The sequence below is a fragment of the Desulfitobacterium metallireducens DSM 15288 genome (assembly GCF_000231405.2).
GTDB classification, from domain to species: Bacteria; Bacillota; Desulfitobacteriia; order Desulfitobacteriales; family Desulfitobacteriaceae; genus Desulfitobacterium_A; species Desulfitobacterium_A metallireducens.
The window spans coordinates 1-14,967 of sequence record NZ_CP007032.1 but is presented as its reverse complement, the minus strand read 5'-3'; the positions used below and the strand labels follow the sequence as shown (position 1 = coordinate 14,967).

The 14,967-nt window shown below is 38.4% G+C and carries 12 protein-coding genes and 4 tRNA genes; 2 read left to right on the top strand and 14 right to left on the bottom strand.

Annotated features, from left to right (window positions below; translation table 11 throughout):
* The first annotated feature begins 136 nt into the window (after positions 1-136).
* Positions 137-1,510, top strand: coding sequence for an MFS transporter (locus tag DESME_RS00080; protein ID WP_006717688.1), 1,374 nt, complete (start codon positions 137-139; stop codon positions 1,508-1,510).
* 293 nt (positions 1,511-1,803) lie between these two features.
* Here the strand turns inward: DESME_RS00080 and DESME_RS00075 are convergent.
* From DESME_RS00075 to dnaA, 14 genes are all read right to left on the bottom strand, one after another.
* Positions 1,804-1,894 (bottom strand) — tRNA-Ser (locus DESME_RS00075).
* A 71-nt stretch (positions 1,895-1,965) separates the two neighbouring features.
* Positions 1,966-2,412, bottom strand: coding sequence for a tRNA adenosine(34) deaminase TadA (tadA, locus tag DESME_RS00070; RefSeq protein WP_006717690.1), 447 nt, complete (start codon positions 2,410-2,412; stop codon positions 1,966-1,968).
* Positions 2,413-2,427: 15 nt separating this feature from the next.
* A tRNA-Arg gene (locus DESME_RS00065) sits at positions 2,428-2,506 on the bottom strand.
* A 23-nt stretch (positions 2,507-2,529) separates the two neighbouring features.
* Positions 2,530-2,606: transfer RNA gene (locus DESME_RS00060), tRNA-Arg, on the bottom strand.
* Between the two features lie 5 nt (positions 2,607-2,611).
* Positions 2,612-2,700: transfer RNA gene (locus DESME_RS00055), tRNA-Ser, on the bottom strand.
* A gap of 159 nt (positions 2,701-2,859) precedes the next feature.
* Positions 2,860-4,125, bottom strand: a complete 1,266-nt coding sequence (serS, locus tag DESME_RS00050) for a serine--tRNA ligase (RefSeq protein ID WP_006717692.1) — start codon at positions 4,123-4,125, stop codon at positions 2,860-2,862.
* 23 nt (positions 4,126-4,148) lie between these two features.
* The gene (pdxT, locus tag DESME_RS00045; protein ID WP_006717694.1) at positions 4,149-4,736 is read right to left on the bottom strand and encodes a pyridoxal 5'-phosphate synthase glutaminase subunit PdxT; all 588 of its coding nucleotides are present in this window, start codon (positions 4,734-4,736) and stop codon (positions 4,149-4,151) included.
* Between the two features lie 3 nt (positions 4,737-4,739).
* On the bottom strand, positions 4,740-5,624 hold the full coding sequence (gene pdxS, locus DESME_RS00040) for a pyridoxal 5'-phosphate synthase lyase subunit PdxS (RefSeq protein ID WP_006717695.1): 885 nt from the start codon (positions 5,622-5,624) through the stop codon (positions 4,740-4,742).
* Positions 5,625-5,740: 116 nt separating this feature from the next.
* Positions 5,741-8,218: a DNA gyrase subunit A gene (gene gyrA, locus DESME_RS00035; RefSeq protein ID WP_006717698.1), complete on the bottom strand. Its 2,478-nt coding sequence runs from the start codon at positions 8,216-8,218 to the stop codon at positions 5,741-5,743.
* A 14-nt stretch (positions 8,219-8,232) separates the two neighbouring features.
* Entirely contained in the window at positions 8,233-10,167 is a 1,935-nt protein-coding gene (gene gyrB, locus DESME_RS00030) for a DNA topoisomerase (ATP-hydrolyzing) subunit B (RefSeq protein WP_006717699.1), read from the bottom strand.
* A gap of 108 nt (positions 10,168-10,275) precedes the next feature.
* Positions 10,276-10,539, bottom strand: coding sequence for an extracellular matrix regulator RemB (remB, locus tag DESME_RS00025; RefSeq protein WP_006717701.1), 264 nt, complete (start codon positions 10,537-10,539; stop codon positions 10,276-10,278).
* Entirely contained in the window at positions 10,539-11,630 is a 1,092-nt protein-coding gene (gene recF, locus DESME_RS00020) for a DNA replication/repair protein RecF (protein WP_025248574.1), read from the bottom strand. Before recF ends, remB begins: the two co-directional genes overlap by 1 nt.
* Before the next feature lie 4 nt (positions 11,631-11,634).
* Positions 11,635-12,738 (bottom strand): DNA polymerase III subunit beta, encoded by a 1,104-nt coding sequence (gene dnaN, locus DESME_RS00015; RefSeq protein ID WP_006717704.1) that lies wholly within the window; start codon positions 12,736-12,738, stop codon positions 11,635-11,637.
* 236 nt (positions 12,739-12,974) lie between these two features.
* Positions 12,975-14,324 (bottom strand): chromosomal replication initiator protein DnaA, encoded by a 1,350-nt coding sequence (gene dnaA, locus DESME_RS00010; protein WP_006717707.1) that lies wholly within the window; start codon positions 14,322-14,324, stop codon positions 12,975-12,977.
* 360 nt (positions 14,325-14,684) lie between these two features.
* Between dnaA and rpmH the strand changes: the two genes are divergently transcribed.
* A complete protein-coding gene (rpmH, locus tag DESME_RS00005) occupies positions 14,685-14,819 on the top strand; it encodes a 50S ribosomal protein L34 (RefSeq protein WP_025248573.1) in 135 nt (44 codons plus the stop codon).
* The last annotated feature ends 148 nt before the right edge of the window (positions 14,820-14,967 follow it).

Below are 14,967 nucleotides of genomic sequence, written 5' to 3'. Positions count from 1 at the left end.
ATTTTCCATATTAATTGAAATTGACTAGCTAATAATTATAAAAATATTTAGATTTTTTAACGACTATTCTTGACTCAATAGCGTTAGTATAAGTAAGATAATTAGAAACAGATAAATCGTAAAAGGAAGGTAAAAGATGTTAAATATTTCGTCGCGAATCGATCAATTACCAAATACACCTATGTTTCGAAGAATCTTGATGTTGACTGGGATTGGCTGGATGTTCGATGCTATGGACCAAGGTATGGTGTCTGGTGTTATGGCAGCTATCGGCAAGGACTGGGCACTAACCGCAGGGCAATTAGGTTTACTCGGAAGTTCAGCAATGCTAGGTATGGCCTTAGGAGCTGCCTTCTCCGGTATGGCCGCGGACAAATGGGGTAGAAGAACCGTCATTATGTGGACTCTAATTATTTATGGCGTTGGCAGTGGCCTATCCGGTTTTTCAATCAATTTTCCCATGCTTCTTATTTTAAGATTCTTAACAGGCTTTGGTCTTGGAGGTGAATTACCGGCTGCTTCTACCTTAGTTAGTGAATTTTCACCAACGAAGTCACGAGGGCGTAATGTCATTCTTCTAGAAAGTTTCTGGGCTTGGGGCTGGATTGCTGCTGCGCTTGTTGCCTACCTACTCATTCCCGTATATGGCTGGAGAGTGGCTTTTTGGGTCGGCGCTTTACCTGCACTTTTTGCAGCATATTTAAGAAGGGCAGTTCCCGAATCCCCACGGTATCTTGAATCTGTAGGAAAATTTGATGAAGCAGATGCTCTCATAAGAAAAATGGAGAATCAAGCTGGCATCACAGCTAAGCAAAAAGATTCTCCTCTTAACCAGCAAATTCATGTCAATAATGAACGAGTATCTTTCCTAGATTTCTGGTCAAGAAAATATATCAAAAATACAATTCTATTATGGTTAATTTGGTTTGGTATAAATTTTGGGTATTATGGCTTTGTCCTATGGACTCCAACCTTGTTATTGGGTAAGGGTTTTACCTTGGTTAAAAGCTTTGAATTTACACTGATTATGTGCCTAGCACAGTTACCTGGATATTTCAGTGCAGCTTACCTCGTTGAACGAGTTGGACGAAAAATGGTATTATCCGTATATTTCGCAGGCACAGCAATAGCAGCCTGGTTGTTTGGACACGCTGGAAGCATCAATGAAGTTCTTCTCTTTGGCTGCTTACTTTATTTCTTCAGTTTAGGCGCCTGGGGATGCGTATATGCCTATACCCCAGAAGTATATCCGACAGCTGCCAGAGCGAGCGGTTCGGGTTGGGCTGCTGCCTTCGGCCGTCTTGGTGCATTTGTAGCGCCATTTATTGTTCCCGTTGTTTATAAATCTTATGGAACTCAGCTCGGCTATACTTATGTTTTTATAATGTTGACTGCAGTATTTGCCTTCGTCTCTGTTATTGTTGCAATCTTTGGTAAAGAAACAATGGGCAAATCACTCGAAGAGATTAGTGATGATAAGATTGATTCACTTGAGAATACTGGAAAGTAAAGAAAACCCGCCTTTCGCCGAGCCATAGTGAGGGACGAAAGTCGATGGTTGCACTTAAGCAGGATGAAAGTAACAAATAAAACCGCGACATAGATTCTAGTTCCATGTCGCGGTGAAAAGTATGGCGAAGAAGGCGGGATTCGCTCCGTTCGCTTCGCTCTCTATCACGCCTGGTCGGGAAAATGCTTCCATAGGTCGCATTTTCTTTTCCTCCCGTTCGAATCCCACCTCTTATTAGCTTAAAATTAAAAGGGTTGTCATTATAATTATGACAACCCTTTAATTACTTCATATGGCGGAGGAGGTGGGATTCGAACCCACGGACGGTTTAAGCCGTCAAACGATTTCGAGTCGCTCTCGTTATGACCACTTCGATACTCCTCCGTGATTATTTATAGTACTTAGATGAGAAATACTTCTCATCTAAGTAAAATTTATTCATTTTATTATTGTTACTAACGTCGCTGACGAAAAAAATTCTTCAATATAGCTGAACAGTCTTCTTCAAGAATACCTGCTACAACTTCTACGCGATGATTCCAACGGCTAAAGTCTAGAACATTCATTACTGATCCGACTGCACCGCCTTTAAGATCGCTAGCTCCAAAAACGAGCGTCCTCAAACGCGACTGAACTAAAGCACCTGCACACATAGGACAAGGTTCTAAAGTAACATAGAGTGTTGCATCAGATAAACGCCAAGTCCCTAACTTTTCAGTAGCTCTTTGTACGGCCAAAACCTCAGCATGAGCTGTCGGATCTTGCCTTTGCTCTTTCTCATTATGGGCTAGAGCTATAACTTTATTATCTTGAATTACAACTGCGCCAATTGGAACTTCTCCTAAATCATACGCAATCTTGGCCTGTTCTAATGCCATGCGCATCCAATCTTGATGACTCATAGAGTACCTCGATAATGGTGGCCCCGGGAGGACTCGAACCTCCGCAAGACAGGGTTTAGGAAACCCCCGCTCTATCCACCTGAGCTACGAGGCCAAGATGCAATTTTATTTAAATTATGGTGCGCTCGGAGGGATTCGAACCCCCGACCTTCTGATTCGTAGTCAGACGTTCTATCCAGCTGAACCACGAGCGCATATATGGCGGAGGGGGTGGGATTCGAACCCACGGCCCCTTGCGGAGTCACTAGTTTTCAAGACTAGCTCCTTAAACCACTCGGACACCCCTCCAAATCGATACGAATGATAGTATATCATATTTTTTTTAAACTGTAAATGACAAGCACTAAGAAAAATAAAAAGCTGCAAAATACACCGTTAATATGGGTATTCTGCAGCTTTCTTAAATATTTTTCAAGACAAAATCTGTCTGAAAAATTAAAACACTCTTTATCCGATTATTTCAACACCCATATATGGCTGTAAAGCTTTAGGAACCCGAACTCGACCATCTTTTTCCTGATAATTTTCGAGGATTGCCGCGACGGTTCGGCCAATAGCTAAACCACTACCGTTTAAGGTATGTACATATTCCGGCTTTTCTTTTGGTCCACGACGAAAACGGATATTCGCTCTTCTTGCTTGGAAGTCTTCAAAGTTACTACAAGACGAGATTTCACGATAGGTGTTAAAACTCGGAAGCCAAACTTCTAAATCATACGTCTTTGCAGAACTAAATCCTATATCTCCTGTTGAGAGAGCCATAACGCGATAAGGAAGTTCCAACTCTTGAAGAATCGCTTCTGCATCCCGTGTTAGTTTTTCTAGCTCTTCATAAGAGTTTTCTGGAAATGCAAACTTTACAAGCTCAACCTTATTAAATTGATGTTGGCGAATCAACCCCCGGGTATCCCGTCCAGCTGAACCCGCTTCCGATCTGAAACAGGCGCTATAGGCACAATGATACATGGGAAGCATATCAGCATCAAGAATTTCATCACGGTATAAATTCGTCACGGGTACTTCAGCCGTAGGAATCAAGAAATAATCTGTCCCCGTAATTTTAAAAGCATCCTCTTCAAATTTTGGGAGTTGTCCTGTACCAAACATAGAACTTCGGTTGACCATATAAGGCGGGAGAATTTCGGTATATCCCTTAGCCGTATGACGATCTAACATAAAGCTAATTAAGGCCCGCTCAAGTTTAGCACCTAATCCTCTATAAAAAGTAAACCGTGCACCCGTCACTTTAGCCGCTCGAGCAAAATCCAATATATTTAAGTTTTCTCCGACATCGTAGTGAGCCTTTGGATCAAAATCAAACACTCTTGGGCTTCCCCAAGAACGGACTTGAACATTTGCAAATTCGTCCGGACCTACTGGTACGGACTCATGTGGGATGTTCGGAATTTCGTACAAAACGGCCTGCATTTTTTGTTCTAGGTCATTGAGTTTTTCTTCTAACTCTTTTATTTTTTGCCCAACTTCACGCATCTCAAGAATCAGTGATTCAGCATCTTCTCTGTTTTTTTTACGGCGACCCACTTCTTCAGAAACTGTATTACGCTGTGCCTTAAGGTTTTCTACCTCAAAAAGTACCTTTCGGTAATTTTCCTCATGACTTAAAAATTCGTCCAAATTTAAGGATGAATTCCGCTTATTTAGCGCTTCCCTAACCATTTCCGGATGAGTTCGTACAAACTTAAGATCTAGCAATTGAAACCCTCCTAATCCAGCCCTTACTTGGCCAGTTGTTCATCAACGATCGAGAGAAAATATTGATGAACTCTTCGGTCCTCAGTTAATTCAGGATGAAAAGCGCTCGCAATCATATTTCCCTGACGAGCAAAAACAATTTTCCCCTCGTATTCTGCTAAAATCCCAACGTTAGGAGCTACTTCCTTGATATACGGAGCTCTTATAAAAATAGCTCTTATTGGATCCTTACCTAAAGCAGGTATCTCTAAATTAGTTTCAAAGCTTGCAACTTGACGTCCAAATGCATTGCGTTGAACCGTAACATCCATTAACCCTAAGCTATATTGGTTACTATCCTCGATTCTTTTACTTAGTACAATCATCCCAGCACATGTTCCGAAAATAGGTAAATTTTTAGCCGCTAATTCTTTAATTTTTTCACCAAGTTTATCCACTTGAAGAAGCTTACCCATTGTCGTACTTTCCCCACCGGGAATAACCAGTCCGTTAATATCTTCTAAATCACTCGATTTACGGACTTCAGTGACTTCGCATCCCAGGCTTTTCAATGCCTGCCGATGCTCACGAAAAGCACCTTGCAAGGCTAGGACACCAATTTTCTTCGCCATTAACTACCAGCCTCGCTCCTGCATACGTTCACTCTCTTTGAGGGTAGAAATCTCAATACCGGACATAGCTTCTCCCAGATCTTTAGAAATCTCAGCAAGCATTTGAGGATCATTATAATTCGTGGTCGCTAAAACAATAGCCTTAGCTCGTTTTACAGGATCACCAGATTTAAAGATACCTGAGCCAACAAAAATACCATCGACGCCAAGTTGCATCATCAACGCAGCATCAGCCGGTGTAGCAATTCCACCTGCAGCAAAATTAACAACAGGAAGTTTTCCATTTTCCGCAACATAAACTACTAAATCAAAAGGTGCACCCATATTTTTAGCAGCGGTCATTAATTCTTCTTTAGGCATTGTTGATAAAGTACGGATTTCACTCATAACTGTACGCATATGACGCACTGCTTCAACTACATTACCGGTTCCTGGTTCACCTTTTGTGCGAATCATGGCAGCACCTTCACCAATACGTCGAAGAGCTTCCCCTAAGTTTCGAGCTCCACAAACAAAAGGAACTTTAAAATCATGTTTATTGATATGATACATATCATCTGCTGGAGTCAAAACTTCACTCTCATCAATATAATCAGCACCCATAGATTCAAGAATTTGTGCTTCTACAAAATGACCAATCCGAGCCTTAGCCATGACCGGGATAGTGACAGCATCCATAATCCGTTGAATAATCGTGGGATCCGCCATTCTGGCAACTCCACCTGCTGCACGTATATCTGAAGGGACTCTTTCTAGTGCCATAACAGCGCATGCGCCCGCTTCTTCTGCTATTTTAGCTTGTTCCGGTGTAGTTACATCCATAATAACTCCACCTTTAAGCATTTCTGCTAATCCCGTTTTTACTTTCCATGAGGCAACTTCCGTCATGATTTATCCTCCTCTAAACAATTTTAACCGTCTTTGTTTTTTCTGAAATAGTAGCACCTGAATCAATCTTTGTCAATTTTACGCATATTAGAGCATAAAAATTCAAAGTAATGTCTTTATTCTTCTTCATCCTCGTTTAAAACTTCATTATCTACATCTTCTTTATTAACTACTTTTGCAATAGCTACAACTCGGCTTTCTCTAGTCCTCATAGCCATCACGCCTTGGGCCGAACGACCTTGCTTGGAAATTCCAGATACGTCTTGGCGAATAACAATACCATCTTCAGTTATAATCATAAGCTGATCTTCTGGTTTTACAACTTTGATTCCTATCAACGATCCCGTTTTTTCATTCAATTTCATCGCGATAATTCCTTTACCGCCACGACCTTGAACTCTATATTCTGAGACATCTGTTCTCTTTGATAATCCATTTTCCGTCATCGTCAAAAGTTCAGACCCATCTTCATAGATAACATCCATACCAACGACTGAATCATCTTCTGTAAGATTAATGCCCTTCACACCACGTGCTGTACGACCCATTTGCCGTACATCTGAGCAATTAAAGCATATCGATAATCCATTTTTTGTGGCCATTAAAATATGATCTTCTTCTCTGGTCAGGCGAACCCCAATGAGTTCATCTCCTTCATCCAAAGTCAAGGCAATCAAACCATCCTTACGTTGGGAATCATATTCATTAAGAGCCGATTTCTTAACAATTCCATGCTTCGTGGCAGTGAAAAGACAGAAATCTTCGGAATAAGCTTTGATTGCAAGAATAGCTGTGATTTCTTCTTCACTAGGATTAATATTTAATATATTGACGATTGCAATTCCTTTAGCTGTCTTACTGGCTTCAGGAATCTCATGCGCCTTTAAGCGATATACTTTTCCTCGCGAGGTGAAGAACAGAATGTACTGATGGGTAGAGGTGATAAAGAGGTGTTCTACGAAGTCCTCTTCCCGCGTCGCCATACCATTAACTCCCTTACCTCCACGTCTCTGGCTCTTATACGAGTTCAGCGGTATTCGTTTAATATAGCCTCTATGCGTAACCGTAATTACGACATCTTCATCCGCAATTAAATCCTCAATTTGCATGTTACTGACATCAATTGATATTTGGGTTCGCCGTTCATCCCCAAATTTATCCTTGATTTCGTTAAGCTCCGTCTTAATAATCTCATCAACCATTTTTTCCGAAGCCAAAACGGCTCTCAAATACTCAATTGTTTTCAAAAGTTCTGCTAATTGATTTTCAATTTTTTCGCGTTCTAATCCTGTTAAGCGTTTCAAACGCATATCTACAATCGCTTGCGATTGCTTTTCGCTTAATCCAAACCGCGCCATTAAATTATTTTTTGCATCAGTCTCATCCGCAGAAGTCCTGATAATTTGAATCACTTCATCGATATGATCTAATGCAATTCTCAAGCCTTCAAGTATATGAGCTTCAGCTTCAGCTTTATTGAGCTCAAATCTCGTTCTACGCGTGATAACATCTCTTTGGTGCTCAATAAAATAGTAGATCATTTCTTTCAGCGTTAAAAGCTTAGGGCGACCATCAACTAAAGCCAACATATTCATTCCAAAGGATTCTTCAAGTTGAGTATGTTTGTAAAGTTGATTAAGAATAATTTGCGGAACAACATCCCTCCGGAGCTCAATCACGATCCGCATACCACTGCGATCGGATTCATCTCTTAAATCCGTAATTCCTTCAATTTTCTTCTCCCGAACAAGCTCCGCAATCTTTTCAACCAGTCTTGCTTTATTAACCATAAAGGGAATTTCTGTGATTAAAATTCGCATTTTCCCTGACTTTTCCATATGTTCAATATGAGCTTTGGCTCGTGTCTTGAATATACCTCTCCCCGTTGTATAGGCCTGATAAATTCCTTCAGTCCCCATAATCATAGCACCCGTCGGAAGATCCGGACCTTTGATATATTCCATCAGTTCTTTAATTGTAATATCAGGATTATCAATTTGGGCAATTGTACCATCAATCACTTCAGTTAAATTGTGGGGAGGGATATTTGTTGCCATGCCGACTGCAATACCTGAAGAACCATTTACTAAGAGATTAGGAAACTTTGAAGGTAAAACAGATGGCTCTTCCTGTTTTTCATCATAGTTAGGAACAAAGTTGACTGTATCCTTATCAATATCAGCAAGCATAAATGTAGCCATTTTGTCCATTCTACACTCGGTATAACGCATAGCTGCAGCTGAATCACCATCTACGGATCCAAAATTTCCATGTCCATCAACTAAAGGATAACGACTGGAAAAATCCTGAGCTAAACGAACAACTGCATCATAAATAGAGGAATCACCATGCGGGTGAAATTTACCCATACAGTCTCCGACAAGTCGCGCTGATTTACTATAAGGTTTATTTGGGGTCATTCCCAACTCGTGAAACGTATAAAGAATTCTCCGGTGAACTGGCTTCAGGCCATCCCTAACATCAGGTAAGGCCCGACTGGCAATAACACTCATGGAATAGTCAATAAATGACTTTTTAAGTTCACCCGAAATTTCAATCGGAAGAACTTTTCCCCCTTGCATTTCCATTGACATTAACAGGCACTCCTTTAAATATCTAGATTACGTACATCTTTGGCATATTTAATAATAAACTCTCGCCGAGGTTCTACTTTATCTCCCATTAACTTTGTAAAAAGTTCATCAGCAATCATAGCATCATCCATTGTAACCTGTAATATAGTTCGTTTTGCAGGATCCATTGTGGTTTCCCAAAGTTGTTCTGGATTCATTTCTCCTAGACCTTTATATCTCTGAATCACTGCTTTATCCCGTCCGACGCGGTCTAAAGCCTTAGACAATTCAACATCGGTATATTGATAAGAGACATCTCTGCCTTTTTTCACTTGATAAAGCGGGGGTTGAGCAATATAAACATAACCATTATCAATCAACGGCTTCATGAAACGATAGAAGAAGGTTAAAAGGAGAATTCGGATATGTGCTCCATCGACATCGGCATCAGTCATAATAATCAGTTTGTGATAACGTGCTTTATCTAAATCAAAATCATCTGAGATTCCTGTCCCCATTGCAGTAATCATCGCACGAATTTCTGCATTTCCTAGAATTCGATCGAGCCGCGCTTTTTCTACATTTAGAATCTTACCCCGGAGCGGAAGAATAGCTTGAAAACGTCGGTCACGCCCTTGTTTTGCCGAACCTCCTGCACTATCACCCTCAACTAGATACATTTCACATAGGTCAGGTTCTTTCCAAGAACAATCGGCGAGTTTTCCAGGTAACGAGCTAACTTCTAAAGCGCTCTTTCTTCGTGTAAGTTCCCGTGCTTTACGAGCTGCTTCTCTTGCTCTTAAAGCTTGAAGTGACTTTTCTATTACTTTTTTCCCAACGGCAGGATTTTCTTCAAGAAAAATATTAAGCCCTTCACCCACTATTGAATCAACAATAGATCGAATTTCGGAATTTCCCAGTTTCGTTTTCGTCTGACCTTCAAACTGAGGTTCAGGAACCTTAACTGAGATTACAGCAGTCATTCCTTCACGAATATCATCGCCGCTTAGATTTGCATCGTTAGCTTTTATAATATTGTTTTTACGTGCATAATCATTGACAACACGTGTTAAAGCCGCCTTGAATCCTGCTTCATGCGTGCCGCCTTCTTGGGTATTAATATTATTTGCATAAGAAAAAAGATTTTCCGTATAAGAATCATTATATTGTATGCCAATTTCAACTTCGACGTTATCCTTGAAGGATTCAAAGTAAATAGGCTGTGGATGCAAAACATCTTTATTTTTGTTTATATATTTTACAAAATCAATAATACCGCCTGTGTGATAATATACTTCTCTTTCGTCTTTTCTTTCATCGATTAAAGTAATCGAAACTTTTTTATTCAAAAAAGAAAGTTCACGAAGACGATGAGCTAATATATCAAATTCAAAGACAGTCGTCTCTTCAAAAATCTCTGGATCTGGAGCAAAGGTAATTTGAGTTCCAGAGCCTTCTGACTCTCCAATAATCGTCAGTTCTGTCATTGTCTTTCCACGTTCATATTCTTGATGATACATTTTTCCATCTTTTTTAACGTCAACATATAACCACTTAGACAACGCATTCACAACACTCAGACCAACCCCGTGTAAGCCCCCAGAAACTTTATAGGCACTATTATTAAATTTTCCACCAGCATGGAGCACGGTTAATGCAACTTCAACAGCTGGTTTTCCTAACTTAGGGTGAATATCAACTGGAATACCCCGTCCATTATCTTTTACACAAATTGTATTATCTTTACGAATAATAACTTCAATCGTATCGCAATATCCTGCTAAGGCCTCATCAATACTATTATCAACAATTTCATAAACTAAATGATGAAGCCCTCGACTACTGGTTGAACCAATATACATTCCCGGACGTTTGCGAACAGCTTCTAAACCTTCTAATACGACAATTTGATCAGCATTATACTCAACGTTTTCTGGCACTTTCTCCTGAAAATCAGCATTTTCTTGCAAAGCTGTTCCCTCCCAAATAATACCTTACCTGTTAACCTTTAACCTTTTTATTATACGACGAAAAGACTTTTCATTCAATTCTAATCCTTTAGAGGAATTTATCTATATTTAATTTTCATTGATTTGCTCCTCGATCGATAAAGAACGTTTTAAAAGTGTTGTTGAGGAGATTGGAGAAAGATAATTTCCTTCTGTAGTGATGATTAACGACTTTTCTTTACCGATTTCTGAAATATAACGTACCTTTTCATTTACTTTCATGCTATTTAAATAATTTTCAGAAGTTGAATTTTTCATGGCTGTTTCCAAATCTAAGATAGCAATGACTTTTTGCTGATTAACTAAAAAATCTCCACCTAAGTGTAAAAACATTAGTTTATCCTCCCTATATGTCCTTTGTCTACTTGGAAAAGTGATGCTATTTCAGTTGACGGCTTTTCAGCACTAGTCATTGTGATTAAGGCTTGTCGGATCGGTTGAATAAACTCTAACAAATATTCTCTCCGAAAAATATCAAGTTCAGACAGTACATCATCTAAGAGTAAAAGAGGATACTCTCCTTTTTCTTGATAGATCACTTCGAGTTCCGCCAATTTTAAACTTAAAACAATGGAGCGCTGCTGCCCTTGAGAAGCATAAATTCTCGCAGATTTTCCATTGAGCTGAAAATTAAGGTCATCTCGGTGAGGACCAACTAAAATCATTTGACGTTCGATTTCTTGCTTCATTTTTTCTTCCAACAGGATTGGAAATTCATGCAATGCCTCTTCAACATCCTGATGACCTAAAGCTAAGTAATTTATACTTAACTCTTCTTCACCGGAGGAGAGCTGATAATAAATTTCTTTACTTTTTTTAGCAATTATCTGAGTGAATCTCCAACGATTACGAATAATTTTAGAACCTAAATCGAGTAACTGTTCATTCCATATCTCAATATTTGAGACTTTTGAAGTTTGAATTGAACTTTTTAATAAAGCAGCTTTCTGATGGAGAACCTTATTATAATCGTTGAGAAGATGAACATGGCGCGAATTGAGCTGGGTAATATGAAGATCCAAAAAGCGCCGACGTTCGGCTGGTCCTCCTTTAACCATAATCAAATCATCAGGTGAAAAAAATACAACATTGATCGTCCCGACAAAATCAGAAAGTTTTTTACAGGGAACATGATTTATTTTGACAATTTTACGTTTATCTAAATAATGGCTTTCCAAACTCAACCTTCGTTCATAAGCTAAAAAATCTCCAAAGATATGAAACGCATTTTCTCCCCAGAATATTAATTCTTGTTCTTTACGAACGCGATATGATTTTCCAGTTAGAAGATAATAGATGGCTTCCAATATGTTGGTTTTTCCTTGTCCGTTTTGTCCCTGTAAAACGTTGATACCTGAGGAAAATTGTATTTTTTCATTCTTATAATTTCTGAAATTTTGCAAGTATAGTTTTGCAATCTCCATTTTTTTATGATGTACGTACAGGAAGCACAAGATTGAGATAATTAGGATCATCAACTGGGCGGATAACACCTGGTCCATAGGGTCCAGAAAGTTCGAATATTATCTTTTCACAGTCGATTACTTTAAGTACATCCAATAAAAACTTGGCATTAAACGCAACCTTGACTTCTGTTCCTTCCATTTGGATATCTAACTGTTCAGAAATTTTCCCAATTTCAGAGGCTTGATCTAACCATAATCTCTCTTTTTCAACGGAGAGGCGAATAATATTGGCATGACTACTATCTCGCGCTAATAAGGATGCTCTTTCAACAGCATCAGAAAATTCTTTTGTAGAAAGAAATATCTTAGATTGACAGCTTTTAGGAACAACTTGCTTGTAATTAGGAAATTGCCCATCAATCAAACGTGACAATAAATGAACTGAACCAAATTGGAAGGATACTTGAGATTGATTAAAACGGATAGTTAGAACTTCATCATCATCTTTAAGGAGACGATAAATTTCTGATAATGTTTTAGCAGGAATCACGCCATAAAATTTTAGATCTTCAGGATTTTCGATTTCTGAAATTCGATAAGCAAGACGGTGCGTATCTGTCCCAATTAAACGAATATTCGATTCTTCAATCTGAAGTAAAATTCCAGTAAATACAGGTCTATTTTCTTCAATTGCGCAAGCATAGACAGTTTGACGAATCATTGTTTTAAATAGAGAAATCGGTAAATTGAAAGAAACAGCATCATAAAGATCAGGAAGTAAGGGAAATTCTTCAGGATCAAAGCCTTTTAGTAAAATATCAGATTCATAGTAGTGAATATTAACTGCATCATTACGTTGTTCAATTTCAATGGTTGCAGTGGGGAGTTTACGGACAATCTCTGAAAAAAGACGCGCTGGCAGAACAATCATACCTTCTTCTTCAATTTGAGCTTCAACAACACAGCGTATTCCAATTTCCATATCAGTTGCTTCAAAAACTAAGGCATTATTTTCAGCTTTAATTAAAATTCCTTGTAATACGGGTAATGTGTTTTTATTCGAAACCGCTTTTTGTACTGTATTGACACCCGTAAGTAGGGCATCTTTAGAACAATAAATTTTCATGAATAACCTCCTCATGATTAACATAGGAATAAGTAGGCGTGAATAATAATAAGATATTAATTTAGTCGTTATAGTACTATAGCTTGTCTCTTTGTGGATATCTAGCTGAAACCCTTAATAAATAAGGGTAAAGAAATGTTTAAAAACATGTGAATAACTTCTGAGGAATTATCCACATGTCCACAAAATAAGTTTTTTAACGTTTATTTTAAAATAATGGTTAGAATATTTATAGTCTAATATGATTGTATTCTTTGAATGATTTCATTGATCTTTTTATCTAATAAAGGATCTTTACGTCGAGCTTGATTAATTTTGTCATGGGCATGGATGACTGTTGTATGATCCCGACCTCCAAATTCATCGCCAATTTTAGGTAGGGAATAGTCTGTTAATTCACGTGAAAGATACATCGCGATTTGACGAGGAAAGGCAATAGCACGGGTTCTTTTCTTTGCTTTAAATTCTCCCAAAGAGAGGTGGAAATATTCAGCAGTTGCTTGTTGAATATTTTCAATTGTAATTTCTTTAGGTGTATTAACGGGAATAATATCTTTTAAGGCTTCAGCTGCAATTTCAACAGTAATTGGTTTTTCTGAAAGGGAGGCGTAAGCCATAACGCGAATGAGAGCTCCTTCGAGTTCTCTAATATTAGACTGAATTTTATCAGCAATATAGACCATTACATCGTTGGAAACTTGGAGATTTTCTAACTTTGCTTTCTTTCTTAAAATGGCAATCCGTGTTTCTAAATTAGGCGCTTGAATGTCCGTGATGAGTCCCCATTCAAAACGGGATCGTAGCCTATCTTCTAACGTAGGAATTTCCTTGGGTGGACGGTCGGAAGAAATAATAATTTGTTTATCAGCCTCATAGAGAGCATTAAACGTATGAAAAAATTCTTCTTGAGTCCCTTCTTTACCGGCAAGAAATTGAATATCATCAATAAGAAGAATATCAACATTGCGGTAATGATTACGAAATTCTACCGGGTTTTTATCTCGAATGGATTCGATTAACTCATTCGTAAATTTTTCACTAGATACGTAGAGAACACGTGTGTTTGGAGACCGTTCTAAGACATAATTTCCGATAGCATGCATTAAGTGAGTTTTTCCTAAACCAACTCCACCGTAGATAAAAAGGGGATTATAAGATTTAGCGGGTGATTCAGCAACTGCAAGAGCAGCTGCGTGGGCAAAGCGATTACTATTACCAATGACGAAGGTATCAAAAGTATATTTTGAGATTAAAAAATTGGGTGTGATTTCGTTATTTTCTGGAATAGAAGTTTGTTGAGGATTCTCTATGTTGTGTAAAACTTCTTTTTGAATACCAATTATAAAACTTAAATTCATGGGCTGACTAAAGACGGTTTGAACCGCTGAACGTATTAATGGGGCATAGCGGCTCTCTAGCCAATCTTTAGCGAATTCATTTGGAACTCCAATAATTAAGGTGTTTCCCTCAATATCGAGCAAACAGGTTGAACTAAGCCAAGTTTCAAAACTTGGCTTAGAAAGTTCAGTTTCCAGTTTAGCAAGTGTATCTTGCCACATTTTTTGAAGTGGTGGGCGGGGTGGCATGAATGGACCTCCCTTGTTGAATAGAATAAATTTTTTAGGCAAAAAAAAGTTATACACAAACTTATACACATTTGTGGATAACTTAACATCATAGTAAGCTGTGACTAAAATAATCCCTGGAAAATTATCGAAATATGGAGTTGCAAAAACATCATACCAAGTTTTGAATGGGTTATCAACAGAAACTTCAGTAATAAATGATATTTATACACAGTGGATAACTTTTTATTTCCACGAGTTATCCACATTCTTTCCTTTTATTCACCTTGACATGATAAAATTAACTAGAGTATAATCTTTTAAGATATCTGTTGTAAGGATATTTTATTTAATGTCCTTTTGCTCAAAGGAGGTGCTTCAGTGAAAAGAACGTATCAACCGAAAAATCGTCGTCATAAAAGAGTGCACGGTTTCTTAAGCCGGATGAGTAGTGCAACCGGAAGAAATGTCCTCAAAAGACGTCGCTTAAAAGGGCGGAAGAAATTATCTGCTTAAGGCCGCATTATTGTGGCCTTTTTCATCATACATTATTGATGGAAATTTTTAATTTTTAGCAGGTTAAGGTAACTACACCGCGTTAAAACTTGGCGCTTGCCAAGTTTTCTTTGGATTTTATAAGTTTTTATTTTAAATAAAGGTTTAA